Origin of the sequence: Falsirhodobacter sp. 1013, from assembly GCF_051195255.1 — a bacterium.
Taxonomy (GTDB): Bacteria; Pseudomonadota; Alphaproteobacteria; order Rhodobacterales; family Rhodobacteraceae; genus Falsirhodobacter.
Window position 1 is genome coordinate 145,426 of sequence record NZ_JBNJLK010000004.1, and the last position, 17,693, is coordinate 163,118.

21 protein-coding genes and 2 tRNA genes are annotated in these 17,693 nt (G+C 65.7%); 6 read left to right on the forward strand and 17 right to left on the reverse strand.

The window, feature by feature from the left end; all coding sequences use genetic code 11:
* The first annotated feature begins 59 nt into the window (after positions 1-59).
* Positions 60-395 (forward strand): DUF427 domain-containing protein, encoded by a 336-nt coding sequence (locus tag ACSHZY_RS08725; RefSeq protein ID WP_435168213.1) that lies wholly within the window; start codon positions 60-62, stop codon positions 393-395.
* Here the strand turns inward: ACSHZY_RS08725 and ACSHZY_RS08730 are convergent.
* On the reverse strand, positions 392-799 hold the full coding sequence (locus ACSHZY_RS08730) for a SufE family protein (protein ID WP_435168215.1): 408 nt from the start codon (positions 797-799) through the stop codon (positions 392-394). The genes ACSHZY_RS08725 and ACSHZY_RS08730 overlap by 4 nt on opposite strands.
* Before the next feature lie 117 nt (positions 800-916).
* Between ACSHZY_RS08730 and ACSHZY_RS08735 the strand changes: the two genes are divergently transcribed.
* Positions 917-1,366, forward strand: coding sequence for a hypothetical protein (locus ACSHZY_RS08735; RefSeq protein ID WP_435168217.1), 450 nt, complete (start codon positions 917-919; stop codon positions 1,364-1,366).
* Here the strand turns inward: ACSHZY_RS08735 and rnd are convergent.
* The 3 genes from rnd to purM all read right to left on the reverse strand — a co-directional run bounded on the left by rnd (position 1,363) and on the right by purM (position 4,188).
* Positions 1,363-2,511, reverse strand: a complete 1,149-nt coding sequence (gene rnd / locus ACSHZY_RS08740) for a ribonuclease D (RefSeq protein ID WP_435168219.1) — start codon at positions 2,509-2,511, stop codon at positions 1,363-1,365. The genes ACSHZY_RS08735 and rnd overlap by 4 nt on opposite strands.
* Positions 2,512-2,581: 70 nt before the next feature.
* Positions 2,582-3,148: a phosphoribosylglycinamide formyltransferase gene (purN, locus tag ACSHZY_RS08745; protein WP_435168221.1), complete on the reverse strand. Its 567-nt coding sequence runs from the start codon at positions 3,146-3,148 to the stop codon at positions 2,582-2,584.
* The gene (gene purM, locus ACSHZY_RS08750) at positions 3,145-4,188 is read right to left on the reverse strand and encodes a phosphoribosylformylglycinamidine cyclo-ligase (protein WP_435168223.1); all 1,044 of its coding nucleotides are present in this window, start codon (positions 4,186-4,188) and stop codon (positions 3,145-3,147) included. Before purM ends, purN begins: the two co-directional genes overlap by 4 nt.
* A 99-nt stretch (positions 4,189-4,287) precedes the next feature.
* Here purM and ACSHZY_RS08755 point away from each other — a divergent pair.
* From ACSHZY_RS08755 to ACSHZY_RS08765, 3 genes are all read left to right on the forward strand, one after another.
* Positions 4,288-4,363, forward strand: a tRNA-Ile gene (locus ACSHZY_RS08755).
* Between the two features lie 223 nt (positions 4,364-4,586).
* Positions 4,587-5,966: a GntP family permease gene (locus ACSHZY_RS08760; protein WP_435168224.1), complete on the forward strand. Its 1,380-nt coding sequence runs from the start codon at positions 4,587-4,589 to the stop codon at positions 5,964-5,966.
* Positions 5,967-6,019: 53 nt separating this feature from the next.
* Positions 6,020-6,205, forward strand: a complete 186-nt coding sequence (locus ACSHZY_RS08765) for a DUF3606 domain-containing protein (RefSeq protein ID WP_435168226.1) — start codon at positions 6,020-6,022, stop codon at positions 6,203-6,205.
* A gap of 27 nt (positions 6,206-6,232) precedes the next feature.
* On the opposite strand, the gene ACSHZY_RS08770 is transcribed toward ACSHZY_RS08765, so the two are convergent.
* The 6 genes from ACSHZY_RS08770 to ACSHZY_RS08795 all read right to left on the reverse strand — a co-directional run bounded on the left by ACSHZY_RS08770 (position 6,233) and on the right by ACSHZY_RS08795 (position 10,938).
* On the reverse strand, positions 6,233-6,424 hold the full coding sequence (locus ACSHZY_RS08770; protein WP_435168228.1) for a hypothetical protein: 192 nt from the start codon (positions 6,422-6,424) through the stop codon (positions 6,233-6,235).
* Between the two features lie 76 nt (positions 6,425-6,500).
* A complete protein-coding gene (locus ACSHZY_RS08775) occupies positions 6,501-7,220 on the reverse strand; it encodes a sulfate/molybdate ABC transporter ATP-binding protein (protein WP_435168229.1) in 720 nt (239 codons plus the stop codon).
* A gap of 8 nt (positions 7,221-7,228) precedes the next feature.
* Complete coding sequence (gene cysW / locus ACSHZY_RS08780; RefSeq protein ID WP_435168231.1) at positions 7,229-8,086, reverse strand: sulfate ABC transporter permease subunit CysW; 858 nt, start codon at positions 8,084-8,086, stop codon at positions 7,229-7,231.
* Entirely contained in the window at positions 8,079-8,891 is an 813-nt protein-coding gene (gene cysT / locus ACSHZY_RS08785) for a sulfate ABC transporter permease subunit CysT (RefSeq protein ID WP_435168425.1), read from the reverse strand. Before cysT ends, cysW begins: the two co-directional genes overlap by 8 nt.
* Entirely contained in the window at positions 8,891-9,886 is a 996-nt protein-coding gene (locus ACSHZY_RS08790) for a sulfate ABC transporter substrate-binding protein (protein ID WP_435168233.1), read from the reverse strand. Before ACSHZY_RS08790 ends, cysT begins: the two co-directional genes overlap by 1 nt.
* 167 nt (positions 9,887-10,053) lie before the next feature.
* A complete protein-coding gene (locus ACSHZY_RS08795; RefSeq protein WP_435168234.1) occupies positions 10,054-10,938 on the reverse strand; it encodes a hypothetical protein in 885 nt (294 codons plus the stop codon).
* Positions 10,939-11,106: 168 nt separating this feature from the next.
* Here ACSHZY_RS08795 and ACSHZY_RS08800 point away from each other — a divergent pair, with 168 nt between their 5' ends.
* On the forward strand, positions 11,107-11,442 hold the full coding sequence (locus ACSHZY_RS08800) for a zinc ribbon domain-containing protein YjdM (protein WP_435168236.1): 336 nt from the start codon (positions 11,107-11,109) through the stop codon (positions 11,440-11,442).
* A gap of 20 nt (positions 11,443-11,462) precedes the next feature.
* Here ACSHZY_RS08800 and ACSHZY_RS08805 read toward each other — a convergent pair.
* From ACSHZY_RS08805 to sufB, 7 genes are all read right to left on the reverse strand, one after another.
* Positions 11,463-11,539: transfer RNA gene (locus ACSHZY_RS08805), tRNA-Arg, on the reverse strand.
* Between the two features lie 46 nt (positions 11,540-11,585).
* Positions 11,586-12,806 carry a cysteine desulfurase gene (locus tag ACSHZY_RS08810; protein ID WP_435168237.1) on the reverse strand — a complete coding sequence of 407 codons (1,221 nt, stop codon included), beginning with the start codon at positions 12,804-12,806 and terminating at the stop codon, positions 11,586-11,588.
* Positions 12,799-13,359: a Yip1 family protein gene (locus ACSHZY_RS08815; RefSeq protein WP_435168238.1), complete on the reverse strand. Its 561-nt coding sequence runs from the start codon at positions 13,357-13,359 to the stop codon at positions 12,799-12,801. Before ACSHZY_RS08815 ends, ACSHZY_RS08810 begins: the two co-directional genes overlap by 8 nt.
* A gap of 2 nt (positions 13,360-13,361) precedes the next feature.
* Positions 13,362-14,633 (reverse strand): SufB/SufD family protein, encoded by a 1,272-nt coding sequence (locus ACSHZY_RS08820; protein WP_435168240.1) that lies wholly within the window; start codon positions 14,631-14,633, stop codon positions 13,362-13,364.
* A complete protein-coding gene (gene sufC, locus ACSHZY_RS08825) occupies positions 14,633-15,388 on the reverse strand; it encodes a Fe-S cluster assembly ATPase SufC (RefSeq protein WP_435168242.1) in 756 nt (251 codons plus the stop codon). The genes ACSHZY_RS08820 and sufC overlap by 1 nt, the downstream gene beginning before the upstream one ends.
* Before the next feature lie 7 nt (positions 15,389-15,395).
* Positions 15,396-16,166, reverse strand: coding sequence for an FkbM family methyltransferase (locus ACSHZY_RS08830; RefSeq protein ID WP_435168243.1), 771 nt, complete (start codon positions 16,164-16,166; stop codon positions 15,396-15,398).
* A complete protein-coding gene (sufB, locus tag ACSHZY_RS08835; protein WP_435168245.1) occupies positions 16,166-17,686 on the reverse strand; it encodes a Fe-S cluster assembly protein SufB in 1,521 nt (506 codons plus the stop codon). The genes ACSHZY_RS08830 and sufB overlap by 1 nt, the downstream gene beginning before the upstream one ends.
* Between the last annotated feature and the right edge of the window lie 7 nt (positions 17,687-17,693).

Below are 17,693 nucleotides of genomic sequence, written 5' to 3' on the forward strand. Positions count from 1 at the left end.
GGGGTGACAGCGTTAACATCCAATGTATGATGCCCCCATCGCAACAAATGGAGGTGCCCATGGCGTCTGATATCCGTATCCGCAAGGTTCCGGGCCGCTGGGTCGTCCGCAGCGATGGGGCGGTTCTGGCCGAAACCTCCGACGCGCTGGAACTGGAGGAAGACACCCTTCCCCCCGTCATCTTCTTCCCGCGCGAGGATGTGGCCATGGCCTTTCTGGACGCCGAAGGCAGCGAGGCTCGCGATCTGGGCCTGACCATGCGCTTTGCGCTGGTCGACGCCTCCGCCACCACCTCCGACGTGGCGTGGAGCGTGGAAACCCCGCGCGCCGAGGCGACACGCCTTGCCGGGCACATCGCCTTCGACATGCGCAAGGTGACGGTGGAGCGGCTTTAAGCCGCCGCCGCCACCTCGCGGATGCGCGTGACCATCGCGCGCACCCCATTGGACCGCTGCGCCGAAAGGTGGCGGTCCAGCCCCAGCCGCGCCAGCTCGGCGGCGGCGTCGATCTTCCCGATCTCCTCCACCGGAACGCCGGCGTAAAGCGCGTGCAGCACAGCGATCAGACCACGCACGATCAACGCGTCGCTGTCGCCTTCGAAGTCGAAGCGCGCGTTGTCGATCCGCGGGTGCAGCCAGACCTGGCTGGCGCAGCCTTCCACCTTGGTCGCCGGGGCCTTCAGCGCGTCCGGCATCGGCGGCATGGCCTTGCCCAGTTCGATCACGTGGCGATACCGCTCTTCCCAGTCGTCCAGAAACTCGAACGTGGCGGCGATGTCCTCGAAAGCCTGCGTGGCCATGATGCTCTCCTGTTGTCCGAGAGAGAGGTATGCGAGCCATGGCCCAAGGTCCAGTGCGGCTTCCCAAGGCGTGTGCGATGGGCTAGCAACAGGGCCATGAAAAAGGAGAGTGCACCGATGACCCGCCCGTTGCTTGCCGCCCTGATCCTGACGACCGTTCTTTCGGCCTGCGGGGGCCTGAACCCGGGACGATGGCTGAACTCCGGCGGGAACAGCCCGGCACCGCAGGGCATGCCCGCGGAAACGGCGAAGGTTGCGGAAGACACCCGTCCGCTGATCCAGCAGGTGACCAGTGTCGACGTGGACCGCACGCCCGACGGCGCGATCATCCGGGCGGCCGGTCAGGCCCCGACGCTGGGCTGGTACGGTCCGGGCCTCGTGGCGCAGCCCGTGACGGGTGGCACCCTGACGCTGGACTTCCGCGTGACCGAACCCGAAGGCGATCAACCCGCCGGCACCCCGGCCACCCGCACCATCCTTGCCGCCACCGCCGTCACGAACGAAACACTGGCCGGCGTGAACCGGATCGTGGTGCGCGGGGCGACGAACGCCCTCGCCAGCCGTTAAAGAGTCACGACGCGGACGTTGTTGCCCTTGGCGGAAAGGGCGATCTCGCCCCGGCACAGGCGCAGCGCGTCATTGCCGAACGCTTCCATCCGCCAGCCCTTCAGGGGGGCCAGATCCCGGTCCCCCGCCGCCAGCGCGTCCAGATCCGAGGAGGAGGCGATCAGCTTCGCCGCCACGCCCAGATCCTCGGACTTGGCCTTCAGCAGGACGCGCAGCAGGTCGGCCAGCGCGGGGTTGACCTGCACCTGATCCTTGACGGGATCGGGCTTCGGCATCTTGTCGGGCGTCATCTCCTGCCCGGCCTTCACGGCGGCAAGGATGCCGTCGGCGATGTCCCCGCGCCGCGCTTCGCGCAGCAACAGGCGCGACCGGCCCAGATCGTCCACCGTCACGGGCTTGGTCGAAGCCAGCTCCAGCAGCGCATCGTCCTTCATCACGCGGGACCGCGGCACGTTGTGGCCCTGCGCGTAGATCTCGCGAAAGCGCGCCAGTTCCTTGACGATGGCCAGAAAGCGGCCGGAATTGGTGCGCGTCTTGATGCGCAGCCAGGCATCCTCGGGGTGGACGGTGTAGGTGGCGGGATCCGTCAGGATGGCCAGCTCCTCGGTCACCCAATGCTCCCGCCCCGACTTGCGGATCTGGGCGGACAGGTTTTCATAGATCACGCGCAGATGCGTCACGTCGGCCAGCGCGTATTCCTTCTGCGCCTCGGACAAGGGACGCCGGGACCAGTCGGTGAAACGCGACGTCTTGTCGAGGTTTTCACGGGCGATCTTGCGGACCAGCGTTTCATACCCGACCTGTTCGCCGAACCCGCAGACCATGGCGGCGATCTGCGTGTCGAACAGCGGCTTGGGGAAGACGCCGCCTTCCACGAAGAAGATTTCCAGATCCTGACGCGCCGCGTGGAAGACCTTGACCGTCTTTTCCCAGCGGAACAGGTCATACAGCGGCGCAAGGTCCATCTCCCCCTCGATCGGGTCGATCAGGACGGCCTCCCCCGAAGGCAGCGCCATCTGGATCAGGCACAGCTTGGACCAGTAGGTGCGCTCGCGCAGGAATTCCGTGTCGAGCGTGACATAAGCCTCGGCCTTGGCGCGCTGGCAGATGTCCTCAAGCTCGGGGGTGGTGGTGATGGTCCGCATTTCTGCCCTCTTGCCGCCGGTTTGTCCGACCTTTCCGTCCTAACCGAGATCGGGAACGGGGAAAAGCGCCCTAACGCGCGGCAAAGGCCCGAAGACAATCGGGGTAAAGGCGATGCTCTTCCACCAGGACGCGGGCGGCAAGATCCGCCGCCGTGTCCTGCGGCAGGACGGGCACGCGCGACTGGCCAAGGATCGGGCCGTTGTCCAGCACGGCCGTCACCTCGTGCACGGTGCAACCGGCCTCGGCGTCGCCCGCGTCGATGGCGCGCTGGTGGGTGTGCAGGCCGGGATACTTCGGCAGCAGGGACGGATGGATGTTCAGCATCCGCCCTTCGAACCGCTGCACGAAACCGGGCGTCAGCACGCGCATGAAGCCGGCGAGGCAGACGATGTCGGGCGCGGCCGCAAGGATCGGCTCCAGCAGCGCGGCCTCGAAGGCCGCACGGTCGCCCTTGAAGGGGCGGTGATCGACGGCCGCCGTCGCGATCTCCATTTCGGCGGCCTTGGCAAGGCCGCTGGCCTGCGGATCGTTGGACGCGACCAGCACGCAGCGCGCGGGATGATCGCCCGTCATGCTGCGGGCCAGCGCCACCATGTTGGATCCGCCGCCCGAAATCAGGATCGCGACGCGCTTCACAGCAGGGTGCCGGTGTAGGAGACGCCCTCGCCCTCCGTGACATGGCCAAGGCGGGTGACGGTTTCGCCCTGCCCGGCCAGCAACGCTTCGAGCGCGTCGGCGCGGTCGGCCGACACGGCCAGGATCATGCCGATGCCGCAGTTGAAGGTCTTCAGCAGTTCGGGCTGCTGAATGCCCGATACCTCGGCCAGCCAGCGGAACACGGGCGGCAGGGTCCAAGCGTTCAGGTCGATGGTGGCGCCCAGCCCTTCAGGCAGCACGCGCGGCAGGTTTTCGGTCAGGCCGCCGCCAGTGATGTGGGCCAGCGCGTGCACCCCGCCATCCCGTATCGCCGCCAGCGAGGGTTTCACATAAAGGCGCGTCGGCGTCAGCAGCGCGTCACCCAAGGCACCGTCCGCAAAGGGCGCCGGGGCGTCCCAGCCAAGGCCCGACATCTCCACCACCTTGCGAACGAACGAATAGCCGTTCGAATGCACCCCGTCCGAGGAAAGGCCCAGCAGAACGTCACCCGCCACGACGCCCTCCGGCAGCGCGGTCCCACGCTCCATCGCGCCGACGGCAAAGCCCGCCAGATCGAAGTCGCCCTTGTGATACATGCCGGGCATCTCGGCCGTCTCGCCGCCGATCAGCGCGCAGCCCGAGGCTTTGCAGCCCGCCGCGATGCCTTCCACGATGGCCGTCGCCTGATCCACGTCCAGCTTGCCGGTCGCGAAATAATCCAGGAAGAACAGCGGCTCCGCCCCTTGGCAGACAAGGTCGTTCACGCACATGGCGACAAGGTCAATGCCGATCGTGTCCACGCGTCCGGTGTCGATGGCGATGCGCAGCTTTGTACCCACACCGTCCGTTGCCGCGACAAGGATCGGGTCCGAATAGCCGGCCGCCTTCAGGTCGAACAGCGCCCCGAACCCGCCCAGACCGGAGACCGTTCCGCTGCGCGCGGTCCGCTTGGCCGCCGGCTTGATACGCTCCACCAAGGCGTTGCCCGCGTCGATGTCCACGCCCGCTTCGGCATAGGTCAGTCCGTTCTTGCTTGTCATGCCAGCCCCCAGGATCCTTTCGCCCGCGTTTAGACGATCCCCGCCCCGCACGCAACGCGGCTTGACCCTGCAGTCGCTTCGACGTAGGCACATTCTGCCGGGCCTGTAGCTCAATGGTCAGAGCAGGGCGCTCATAACGCCTTGGTTGGGGGTTCGAGTCCCTCCGGGCCTACCATCCGGCCGCCGCATTCCCCTGACTTGCTATGCTGCGTCTCCGCCGCAAGACGCTGCTGTCGGCCCACCCCTTCAATCGTGATCATGCGGCGTATTGACGCTCCCCCTCGGGTCGGCGTCTAACCTCTTTCGCGGGTTTCAAAATCCCGCCTTGCGATCTGGGTTGGAGCGGAGGCCACCCGATCAGGATCCCATACCCCGCAGGCAGATCCTCGAGAGGGACGATGACTCACACGGACTGGCAACTGCTTCTGATCGCGCTGGGCGGCGTGATCTTTCTTGTGGCGCTGATCGTGTCGCGGCTGAAGCTGCATCCCCTGCTGGCACTCCTCGTGACCTCGGTCGTGGTGGGGTTGCTGACCGGCATGTCGCAGGAACAGCTGATCAAGTCGATCACGTCGGGCGCCGGCGGCACGCTGGGCGCGGTCGGCCTTGTGGTGGCGCTGGGGGCCATGCTGGGCAAGATCCTGGCCGACAGCGGCGTGACCGAGGGCATTTCGGACACCATCCTCCGCCGCACCTCCACCCGGATGCTGCCATGGGCCATGGCGGGGGCCGCCTTCGTGATCGGCATCCCGATGTTCTTCGAGGTGGGGCTGGTGGTCCTGCTTCCGCTGATCTTCAGCGTCGCCCGCAAGCTTCAGACGTCCTCCAGCCTGCGCGGGTCGGCCTATGTCTATGTGGGCGTGCCGGTCATCGCGGCGCTGGCGGCGATGCATGGCATGGTGCCGCCGCATCCGGGCCCACTGACGGCCATCGCCTCGCTGAACACCAGCATCGGCGCGACGATGCTTTACGGCTTCATCGCCGCGGTGCCCGCGATCGTGCTGGCCGGCCCGATCTATGGCCGGATCATCACGCCGCGCCTGAAGGTGCAGCCGGAACAGGCGTTGATCGACCAGTTCTCGACCCCCGGTACCGATCCCGGCCAGCGTCCGGGCCTGGGGCTCAGCCTGCTGATGGCCCTCCTGCCTGCCTTCCTGATGCTGTTCCACGCCCTGGCCGAACTGTTCCTGCCCGAAGGCTCGAGCCTTCTTCAGATCACCAGCTTCGTCGGCGCGCCCGCCATCGCCATGCTGATCGGCGTGCTGGTGGCCGCCGGCGTGCTGGTCTACGCCCGCCACGGCGACCCGGACACGCTGCGCAATTCGCTGTCGGCCAGCGTGAAGCCCGTGGCCAACGTGCTGCTGATCATCGGTGGCGGCGGCGCGTTCCAGCATGTGCTGACCGACGCGAAGGTGGGAGACGCCATCGTGCATCTCAGCCAGCAGTTCTCGCTTTCGCCGCTGATCCTCGGCTGGTTCATCTCCATGCTGTTGTCCGTGTCCACGGGGTCGGCCACCGTCGGCATCGTTGGGGCGGCGGGCCTGCTGGCGCCGCTGGTTGGCGCCGAGACGCTGAACGCGCCCCTTCTGGCGCTGTCGATCGGCAGCGGATCGCTGTTCTTCAACTATGCCAACCACGCAGGCTTCTGGCTGGTGAAGGAATCCTTCGGGATGACCATGGGCGAGGCGACGGCCACCATCTCCATCATCCAGTCCATCGTGGCGGTCGTGGGGCTGGCGATGGTGCTGCTGATGAACCTGCTTCCCCCGCTGGTGTGATCCCACGGACCCGCCCCCGGCCCCGCCGCGTTGGGGCCGGACAGGAGGATGTCATGGCAAAAGAACACACCCCGAGGGGTCGCGCCCAGGACCGCCGCAACGTCGCGGGCGGACAGGATCACGAAGTCCGCTACGAGGCTGAAAAGAAGGGCGTCTCCAAGCAGGACGTCAAGGACGCGGTCAAGGCGGTCGGCAACAGCCGCGCAAAGGTCGAAGATCGTCTGGCCGACGAGAAGTGAGGCAGCCTTGGGCGTTTGGCGGATACCCTATTTCGGCGGGCGGTAGGTGATCAGCAGCGCCCAGACCGCCCATCCGCCGACCGCAAGGAAGAGAACGCCCCAGGTGACGGACCCGTTCGCGAATTCGACGCCGGCCCATCCCACGGCCACACCAATGATCAGAAGGCGCACCCAAAGGGGACGCAGGGCCGGGTGATCTGGGTCGAAGAACTTCCGCATGACGGAAGACTACACATGCCCGCCGGCGCTGTCGAGGGAACCTCCCGCACTTGCCCTGCCGCAACGCACCCTTCCCTCAGGCCGAAATGAACTCCCGCACGAAAGCGGTGGCCGGTGCGGCGCGGATGTCCTGCGGGCGGCCGATCTGTTCGATCCGGCCCATGGACATCACGACCACCAGATCGGCCAGTTCCATCGCCTCGTCCTGATCGTGGGTGACGAAAACGGTGGTCAGGCCGGTGGTGTCGTGAATCTCGCGCAGGCCCTGCCGCAGCTCTTTCCGGACGCGGGCGTCCAGCGCGCCGAAGGGTTCGTCCAAGAGCAGCATCCGCGGTTCGATTGCCAGCGCACGGGCCAGCGCCACCCGCTGACGCTGCCCTCCCGAAAGCTGGCTGGGATAGCGCTTGCCGATGTCTGGAAGCTGGATCAGCTCCAGCAGTTTCGTCACCCGGCGGGTGATCTCGGCCTCCTCGGGGCGGGACCGGCGGGGGCGTGCGCGCAGGCCGTAGGCGATGTTCTCGAACACGGTCATGTGGCGGAACAGGGCATAGGACTGGAACACGAAGCCCGCCCGCCGTTCCTGCACCGTCAGGCCGGTCGCGTCCACGCCGTCGAACAGCACCCGTCCCGAGGTCGGGAATTCCAGCCCGCCCAGAATGCGCAGAAGTGTCGTCTTGCCGGACCCCGACGGCCCCAGCAGCGCCACCAGCGCGCCGGAAGGCAGGTTCAACGCCAAGGGATGCAGGGCGGTGGTTCCACCGAAGGTCTTGGCGATCTCGTCGATCTGGATGTGCATGAGGAACCTCAATGGCGGCGGGTGGCGGCAAGCTGGTCGGCATAGCGCCATTCCAGCAGGGACTTGATGACAAGGGTGACCAGCGCCAGCAGGGCCAGAAGGGCGGCCATGCTGAAGGCGGCGACGGATAGGTATTCGTTGTACATCATCTCGATCGTGATCGGCATCGTGGCCGTTTCGCCCCGGATCTTGCCCGACACGACGGCGACAGCGCCGAATTCCCCCATGGCGCGGGCGTTGCACAACAGCACGCCATACAGCAGCGCCCAGCGGATGTTCGGCAGCGTCACCGTCCGTAACACCCGCCAGCCGGAGGCGCCAAGCGTCAGCGCGGCCTCTTCCTCGGCCCGGCCCTGCTCGATCATCACGGGGATCAGCTCCCGCGCGACAAAGGGGAAGGTCACGAAGATCGTGGCCAGGATGATGCCCGGCAAGGCGAAGACGATGGGATAGCCGTTCCCGATCAGCCATGTTCCCAGCAGGGAATGGCTGCCGAACAGCAGCACGAAGCACAGCCCCGCCACCACCGGAGAGACGGAGAACGGCAGGTCGATCAGCGTGATCAGCACCGTTTTGCCCGGAAAATCGAACTTCGTGATGGTCCAGGCGGCGGCGATGCCGAAGATGGCGTTCACCGGAACGGAGATGGCGGCCACGATCAGCGTCAGCCGGATCGCGTCCCAGGCGTCCGGCTGCGTCAGCGAGGCGACGGCCGCCCTTGCCCCTTCGGACAGCGCCTGCGCGAAGACCGCGACCAGCGGCGCCGCCACAAGAAGGGCCAGACCGCCCACGGCCAGCAGGATCAGAAGGATTCGCGCGATCCGCGGTTCTTCCGTTGCGGCGCGGGGAACAGGGATATCAGACAAGACCGATCCTCCGACGGCTCCAGACCTGAACCGCGTTGATGATGAACAGCATGGAGAAGGAGATGGCGAGCATCGCAAGGCCGATGGCGGCAGCCCCTTCGATGTCGAACTCCTCCAGCCGGATGACGATCAGAAGGGGCGCGATCTCGGTCTTCAGGGGGATGTTGCCCGCGATGAAGATGACCGATCCGTATTCCCCCACCGCGCGGGCCAAGGCCAGCGCAAAGCCCGTCAGCGCGGCCGGCAGCAGCGTCGGCAGCACCACGCGGTGCAGCGTCCTCCACCGGCTGGCCCCCAGACTTGCCGAGGCTTCCTCGACCTCGCGGTCCAGCTCCTCCACCACCGGCTGGACAGTGCGGGTGACAAAGGGCAGGCCCACGAACACCAGCGCCACGAAGATGCCCCACTGGGTGTAGGCGATCTTCCACGGCAGGATGGAGCCCAGGGCCCCGTTCGGCGCGTAAAGCGCCGTCAGCGCGATGCCGGCCACGGCCGTGGGCAACGCGAAGGGCAGATCCACCGCCGCATCGACCAGCTTGCGCCCCGGAAAGCGATAGCGGACCAGCACCCAGGCCAGAAGCACCCCGAAGACAAGGTTGAACAGCGCCGCGAACAGTGCCAGCCGGAACGACAGATAAAGCGCGCCCGCAACGCGGGAGGAGCTGACCTGCGCCCACCAGTCAAGGCTGGCGCCCTGAAGGATCAGCGCGGCGATGGGGATGAGGACCACCAGCGACAGCATCGCCACCGTGATCCCCATCGCCAGCCCGAACCCCGGCATGGGGGAAGACCGGGCGATCCGCATCATTTCGCCGTGTAGATCTGGTCGAACACGCCGCCATCGGCGAACTGTTCGGCCTGGACCTTTTCCCAGCCACCCAGATCGGCGATGTTCACCAGATCCAGCTTCGGCAGGCGTGCCACGTCTTCCGGGTCCGCCTTGGAGGTGTCCCACGCGCGGTAGTAGTGCTTGAACGCGATGGCCTGCGCCTCGGGCGTGTAGAGCCATTCAAGATAGCCCTGCGCCAACGCGCGCTGGTCGTCCGTCTTGATGTTGCCGTCCACCACGGCGACCGGCGGTTCGGCCAGGATCGACACCGACGGCACCACGATTTCGAAATCGTCGCCGATCTCGTTCAGGGCCAGATAGGCCTCGTTCTCCCACGCCAGCAGAACGTCCCCCATGCCCCGCTGGGCGAAGGTGGTCGTGGCGCCGCGCGCGCCGCTGTCCAGCACCGGCACATGCTTGAACAGGTCGGTGATATAGGCCTTCGGGTCCTGCCCGGCCTTTTCCGCCCAGGCCCAGGCGGCCATGTAGTTCCAGCGCGCCCCGCCCGAGGTCTTGGGGTTCGGCGTGATGACCTCCACCCCGTCCTTGATCAGGTCGGGCCAGTCCTGGATGCCCTTCGGGTTGCCCTTGCGCACCAGGAACACGATGGTGGAGGTGTAGGGAGACGCGTTGTGCGGCAGTTTCGTCTGCCAGTCCGCCGGGATCCGGCCGGTTTGCGCGATGCGGTCGATGTCGGGCGCCAGCGCCAGCGTCACCACCTGCGCGTTCAATCCGTCCACCACCGCGCGCGCCTGGCTGCCCGATCCGCCATGGCTGGTCTGGATCTGCGGCTTGTCGTGCCCCTGCTCCGCCCACCAAGCCGCGAACTGCGCGTTCACGTCGCGATAAAGCTCCCGCGTCGGGTCGTAGCTGACGTTCAGCAGCTGTTCCGCATGCGCGGCATGACCCGCGACCGACAGCGCCATGGCCAGGGCCACCGAGGTGAGACGGGTGGAAAATCGCTGCTTCATGGGTTCATCCTCCGTGTTCCGTTGCCTTAATTACGACAGGACCTGTCGTGTTTTACAACGGAATGGATTCATCGAAACATGAGGCTGGGGGAGAATTCGGTTCTACCGAGAGGAACGAAAAAAGGCCGCCCGAAGGCGGCCCCCTAGACCAGACCGGCGAACCGGGCTCAGCCGTTCGCGGCCGCCGGTGCGGCCTTTTGCGCGTTCAACAGAAGCCGGGCTGTCTTCCCGTTCATGGAGGCCCACAGCTCATGCTCCCCCACGATCGCGGCGACGGTCCGCAGGGCTTCGGTGTCGGAAACGGACTGGGCGCGCGCCGCGATGTCCATCAGCGTTCCCGCCTCGGGCGCAGTGCGCGCGGACTTCAACATGCTGTCCAGCGCGGTCTTCGTGTCGCCGTCGAACCACAGGGCAAGGCCCTGCGCCCAAAGGCCCTTGGCACTGGTCGGCGCGAAGACCTGCTTGACCTTCTTGGGGACATAGCCGTTCAGGCTCTTTTCCAGGAACGGGACCAGTTGCCCCGCCTTGTCCAGCGCCCGCGCCGTGTCCGTTCCCGTCATGAACATCGGGTGCAACTGCGCGGCCGGATAGGCCGGCTGCACCCATTCCGTGACCAAAGCCTGCGCCGTGGCGTCGGCCGGATCGAACAGCACGGTGACGTTGCCCTCGTTCACCTTCCCCTCGGCCAGGTGATCACCGGCGAGTGACCCGTCATGACGCGGCGAGAAGGCGATGATCTGGGACGGGATCGCGCTGCCGTAACGGATGGCGGCAAAGCCACCGATCCCGGCCCCGCAGACGATGACCTTCCGCCCTTCCAGAACCGGCGCCAGCGCAGCCGTGAAGTCTGCAAGCTCCAGCCCTTGATAAGCCGACGCGGAGGACACATGGATCGTCTCATGGCCCCGCGCCACCGCAAGATCCGTCCAGGGACCGGCATCCGATAGCCCGTTTTCGCCGAAGGTGATCAGAACCCTCGTTTTCCGCGACCGTTCGGGGCGATGATGAACGATGCGGTGGTTCGGGCGGGTCAGAAGAACTTCGGAAGACATGGGACGTCCCTATTGTGGATAGGAAAGGCGATAACAGTCTCTGTGGCCGATTCTGTCGAGGGCAAAACTCCGTGACACGGCATCCCTTGGCCGATCCGGGCCATTTCGTGCAAATGCCTCGGGAACGCGCCGCTGGCCGGATCGGTGGCCAACGGCTATAGCTGCGGGATGACACAAGATCTTCCGCCCTGCCCCGAATGCGCCTCGCCCCACACCTATGAACAGGATCCGCTTCTGGTTTGTCCGGAATGCGGGCACGAATGGCAGGCCCTTGCCACGGAAGACGTGGCCGTACGTGACGGGGTCGGCAATGTCCTGCAGAACGGCGACACCGTGACCGTGATCAAGGACCTGAAGGTGAAGGGGTCGTCGCTGACGGTCAAGGTCGGAACGAAGGTGCGCAACATCACCCTTGTCGACGGCGATCACGACATCGACTGCAAGATCCCCGGCATCGGCCAGATGAGCCTGAAGTCGCAGTTCGTGAAGAAGGTCCCCAACTGAACCGGACGCGGATGGGGGAGTGGTGCACCCAGCACGATTCGAACGTGCGGCCTTTGCCTTCGGAGGGCAACGCTCTATCCAGCTGAGCTATGGGTGCCTTGGCGTGTCTGTAGCAGGGGCGCCGCCCGGTGACAAGCGGCCTTCTACCCGAAAAGATCGTGGCAAAGCTCCAGCCCCGACACCAGGGCGTCGATCTCTTCCTCAGTGTTGTACAGACCGAAGCTGGCGCGGCAGGTCGCCCCCACCCCCAGATGCTGCAACAGCGGCAGCGCGCAATGCGTGCCCGCCCGCACCGCGATCCCCCGCTGGTCGAGGATGGTGGACACGTCATGGGCGTGGGCCGCCCCGTCCAGCGTGAAGGAAAAGATCGCACCCTTGGTGTCGGACTGCCCCTGCACGTTCAGCCAGTTCAGGCCGGCCAGCCGGTCCCGCGCCACGTCGCGCAGCCGCCGTTCATGCGCCGCGATGTTGTCCATGCCAAGCGCCATCATGTAGTCCAGCGCCGCGCCGAACCCGATCTGCGACACGATGCCGGGGGTCCCCGCCTCGAACCGCAGCGGCGGGCGGGCATAGGTTACGGTGTCGCGCGTCACGGTGTCGATCATGTCGCCGCCACCCATGAAGGGACGCATCTCCTCCATCCGCTCCTTCCGGATGAAGATCGCGCCGGAGCTGCTGGGCCCGTAAAGCTTGTGACCGGTGATCGCGTAGAAGTCGCAGCCGATGGCCGACACGTCGACGGGCATGTGCACCGCCGCCTGCGACCCGTCCACCAGAACGGGAACGCCCTTGGCCTGTGCACCTTGGCAAATCGCCGCCACGTCCAGCACGGTGCCTGTGACGTTGGACATGTGCGTCACCGCGACCAGCTTCGTGCGCGGCCCGATGGCGTCGACCACGGCCTGCGGATCGATGTCGCCCTTGGCGTCGCACTCGACCCATTTCAGCACCACGCCCTGACGTTCGCGCAGGAAGTGCCAAGGCACGATGTTGGCGTGATGCTCCATGATCGTCAGGACGATCTCGTCCCCCGCCTGAAGCCGCGGCGCGGCCCAGCCATAGGACACGAGGTTGATCCCGTTGGTGGACCCCGCGGTGTGGATGATCTCCTCAGGGTCCTTCACGTTCAGGAAACGCGCCACCGTTCCGCGCACCGCCTCGTACCGTTCGGTCGCCGTGGTCGAAAGCGTGTGCAGGCCGCGGTGAACGTTCGCGTATTCGTAGCTGTAGGCCCGCGTGATTGCGTCGATCACGGCCTGCGGCTTTTGCGCCGAGGCACCGTTGTCGAGGTATACGAGCGGCTTGCCGTTCACCTCGCGCGACAGGATGGGGAAGTCGCGGCGGACCGCCTGAACGTCATACATGGGCGCCTCCGGCAAGGGATGTCAGCCACCCCAGAATGATGAACATCGCGAAGATGAAGCCGAGGATGCCGAACCCGACCACCCGCGCGTTCTTGAACTGGTGCACCTCGGCCAAGAAATGCGCGGCCAGCCACAGCGCAAGGCCGATGGTCGCGATCCCGGCGAAGACGCCCATGAACGGCAGGGCCAATTCAACGACCAGAAGAGCCGCCTGCACCGCCGCCATGATCACCTGCAGCCACGCCAGGGCCGCCAGGCAGTCGGAAAAACTGCCGACTCCGCCCCGCCACCGGCACAGGACATAGCCAAGCCCCGTGACGATCAGAAGGCCCGCCACCTGCATCAGCAGCAGGATCAGCGGCCCGGCGGGCGCCAGCGTCATGTCGCCCGACAGACCCAGAACAAGGAAGATTAGCAGCGTAGGCAGGATCGCCGCCAGCAGGAACAGCTCCTGCCGCGCCCCCCGTTCGGGAAGCGCGGAGAGGACCGCGCGCACGCCGGCGCGCGGGTCCCGTATCGACAGGGCGAGGATCGAGCGAAGCGGTCCCGCCATGCTCAGCCCTCGTGACGGTCGAGCCAGGATTCCAGACGCAGCTGCAGATCCTCGGCCAGCGTCTCGTCCTCGATCTCGGCCAGCGCCTCGGCCAGGAAGGCCAGCACCAGCAGCGACTGCGCCCGACGTTGCGGCACCCCGCGCGAGCGGAGGTAGAACAGAGCCGTCTCGTCGATCGCGCCCGAGGTGGAGCCGTGCGAGCATTTCACGTCGTCGGCATAGATCTCCAGCTCGGGCTTCGCCAGGAACTGGCTGTCGCCGTCCAGCAGAAGGCTTTGGCTGATCTGGTAGCCGTCCGTCTTCTGCGCGCCCGGCTTCACCAGGATCTTGCCCTGGAATACCCCTGTCGCACCGTTCTTCAGCACCTTCTTGAAGACCTGACGGCTTTCGCACCGTTCGGCCGCGTGGGTGATGAAGACGGTGTCGTCGTTCAGGAAGTCCGGCCCGTCGCCCACCGTCACACCGGCCACATGCGCCACCGCGTCGTCGCCGACGATGTCCAGCACCGCCTCGTTCCGCGTCAGGACGCCGTTGATCGACGCCGTGAAGGACTTGAACAGCGCTTCATCCGCGATGCGGGCGAAGATGTGGGTGTTGACCATGCGCTGATGACTGCGCCCTTGGGCGCGGACATGATGGAAACGGGCCGAAGGTGCCACGTCCACCTCAAGGTTCGTCAACAGACGCGGGCCCGCGTCGCCGGTTTCCAGAAGCGTGACCTCGGCCCCCTCCTCCAGTTTGACGCAATGGTGCAGCATCACGTCGGAAGTGTCCGAAAGTGAACGGTAAACGATCGAGATGGGCCGTTCCGCCTTGCCCGTCACCCGGATCAGCAGGCCGTCGGTGGCGAAGGCGGTGGCTAGCGCCGCAAAGGGACGCAGAACCGGCTTCTGCCCACGCTCTTCCAGCACACCGTAGATCTCGGCCGCCCAGTGCAGATCCGTCACGGCATCGGCCAGACGAGTGATCTCCACGCCCGACAACGTCAGGTCGTCCGAGAACTCTGCGTCGAACACGCCGTCCGTGAACACGATCCGAAGCGCATCCATTTCCTGGAACGCGATGTCGGACGCGTTCAGATCGGCACGGACCTGTGCCGCGTTCAGCCTCGCCGGGTCGGTGTAGCGCCAGTATTCGTCACGACGCCCCGGCAGACCCATGGCGGTCAACCGCTCCAGCGCCGCGCCGCGGGCCTTGCCCTGCCAGCCGATCGACGGGAAATGTAGCCCCGCGATCCGGGCCGACAGTGCGTCCAGTTTCGCTTGTGCCAGCATCACATCGCCCCTGCGAGGATGTCGGAATAGCCGTTCTTCTCGACCTCGAGCGCCAGCTCCGGACCGCCGGTCAGAACGATGCGGCCGTTCGCCATGATATGCACCACGTCCGGACGGATGTGGTCCAGAAGGCGCTGGTAGTGGGTGATGACCAGGAAGGCGCGGCCTTCGTCGCGCAGGGCGTTGACGCCTTCCGACACCAGCTTCATCGCGTCGACGTCCAGACCGGAGTCCGTTTCGTCCAGGATGCACATCTTCGGTTCCAGCAGGGCCATCTGCAGGATCTCGTTGCGCTTCTTTTCCCCGCCCGAGAATCCGACGTTCACCGGACGCTTCATCATGTCCGCGTCGATCTTCAGCGAGGCGGCCTTTTCGCGCACCAGCTTCAGGAAGTCGCCGGCCGAGATCTCGGCCCCGCCACGCGCCTTGCGCTGCGCGTTCAGGGCGGTCCGCAGGAAGGTCATGTTGCCGACGCCCGGGATTTCCACCGGATACTGGAAGGCCAAGAACAGGCCCGCCGCGGCGCGCTCTTCCGGCTCCATCTCCAGCAGCTCCTCGCCGTCCAGCGTGGCGGAGCCTTCGGTCACCTCATACCCGTCGCGGCCCGACAGGACATAGGACAGCGTCGACTTGCCGGAACCGTTCGGCCCCATGATCGCGTGCACCTTGCCAGCTTCGACCGTCAGGTCGACACCGCGGAGAATGACCTTCTCCTCTTCTTCAAGCTTGACGTGCAGGTTGTTGATCTTAAGCATGTTTTCCTCAGACTTGAAGCGTGGTGCCGACGCTTTCGGCCGGCACGAGAATATGGTTGGCGTTGTGCTTTCCGACGCCAAAGGCGCGGTGTTCGACGTAATCCCTCGCCTCGATCCACTCGGCAAAGGCGCTCACATTGGCGTCGTCCACCTCCACCATCAGGACGGGGCGCATGCGGGCGATCAGCCGGTCCAGCCCTTCAAGGACCTCGACCTCCATCCCTTCCACGTCGATCTTCACAAGATCGGGGGAAAGGTCGGCGAAGACATCGTCCCCGCGCCGCACCTCCAGATCGCCACCGGCGCCGGCGAACATCTTCGTGGCGCCCAGATTGCGATCATGGGCCTTCATGAAGAAGCCGCCTTCGTTGCGGTTCGACAGGCCATACCCGATCTGCGTCAGGTCGATCACCCCCTCCAGCCCGTTGGACAGGACGTTGGCCACAAGGGGTTCCAGCGCCAGCGGGTTCGGTTCGACGACGATCACCTTGGAGGCGCCGCCGAACAGGGCGAACCACATGGCGTGGTTGCCGACATTCGCACCCACGTCCAGCACCGTCATCCCCTCGGGCAGAAGCTCGTGCAGGGATGCAAGCTCCTCCGCCTCGTAGAAGCGGCCAAGGCGGTGCTGGTTCTGGATCGGATCGCGCTGCATGTTGAGCGTGAAGACGATGTCCCGCCCCTGGATGCGGGCACGGACCTGCTCCATCGCGGCGAGCGCGAGGGGCGATCCGTCCCGGTACGCCCGAAGGCGTTCCCGCATCGGGGCGAGGGTCATCAGCCGACACTCCCCTCAAGGCTGATGGCGACCAGCGCCTGGGCCTCCATGGCGAACTCCATCGGCAGCGCTTGCAGCACTTCCTTGCAGAAGCCGTTCACCACCAGCGCGACCGCCTCCTCCTCGTCCATCCCGCGCGAACGGCAGTAGAACAGCTGATCGTCGTCCACCTTGGACGTCGTCGCCTCATGCTCCACGCGCGAGGAGTTGTTCTTCACCTCGATATACGGGACCGTGTGGGCGCCGCACTTGTCGCCGATCAGCAGGCTGTCGCACTGGGTGTAGTTCCGGCTGTTCTGCGCGCGCGGGTGCATCGTGACCTGCCCACGATAGGTGTTCTGCGCCTTGCCCGCCGAAATCCCTTTAGAAACAATGCGAGAGCGGGTGTTCTTGCCAAGATGGATCATCTTGGTGCCCGTGTCGGCCTGCTGGGCGTTGTTCGCGATGGCGATCGAATAGAACTCGCCCTGGCTCGCCTCACCGCGCAGGATGCAAGACGGGTATTTCCACGTGATCGCCGAGCCGGTCTCTACCTGCGTCCACATCACCTTCGCCCGGTCACCGCGGCAATCCGCGCGCTTCGTCACGAAGTTGTAGATGCCACCCTTGCCGTCCTCGTCGCCAGGATACCAGTTCTGGACGGTCGAATACTTGATCTCGGCATCTTCCAGGATCACGAGTTCCACCACCGCCGCGTGCAGCTGGTTCGTGTCGCGCTTCGGCGCCGTGCAGCCTTCCAGATAGCTGACATAGGAGCCCTTGTCGGCGATGATCAGCGTCCGTTCGAACTGCCCGGTGTTTTCCGCATTGATGCGGAAATAGGTCGACAGCTCCATCGGGCATTTCACGCCTTCCGGGATGTAGACGAACGATCCGTCCGAGAAAACGGCCGAGTTCAGCGTCGCGAAGTAGTTGTCGGATTGCGGCACGACGGTGCCGAGGTATTTTTTCACCAGCTCGGGATATTCGCGGATGGCTTCGGAGATGGAGCAGAAGATCACGCCGGCCTTGGCCAGTTCCGCCTTGAAGGTCGTGCCCACGGACACACTGTCGAAGACGGCGTCCACGGCCACGCGGCGCGGCTCGTCCGCGCCTTCGACGCCCGCCAGAAGCGCCTGCTCCTTCAGCGGGATGCCCAGCTTTTCATATGTGGCCAGCAGCTTGGGATCGACCTCCTCCAGCGACTTCGGCTTCACCTCCATGCTCTTGGGCTTGGCGTAATAGTAGATGTCCTGATAGTCGATCTCGGGGTAGTTGAGCATCGCCCATTTCGGCTCGGCCATCTCCACCCAGCGGCGATAGGCCTGCAGGCGCCACTCGGTCATCCATTCCGGCTCGTCGTTCTTGGCCGAGATCAGGCGGACGATGTCCTCGTTCAGGCCTTTCGGCGCGAACTCCATCTCGATCTCGGTGTCCCAGCCGTACTTGTACTTGCCGGCCATGGCCTGCACGGTTTCGATCGTCTCGCGATCGACGCCTTCGCGCACTTCGATCTCGGGGAGCGTGTCTTCCAAAGCCATTTTTCTC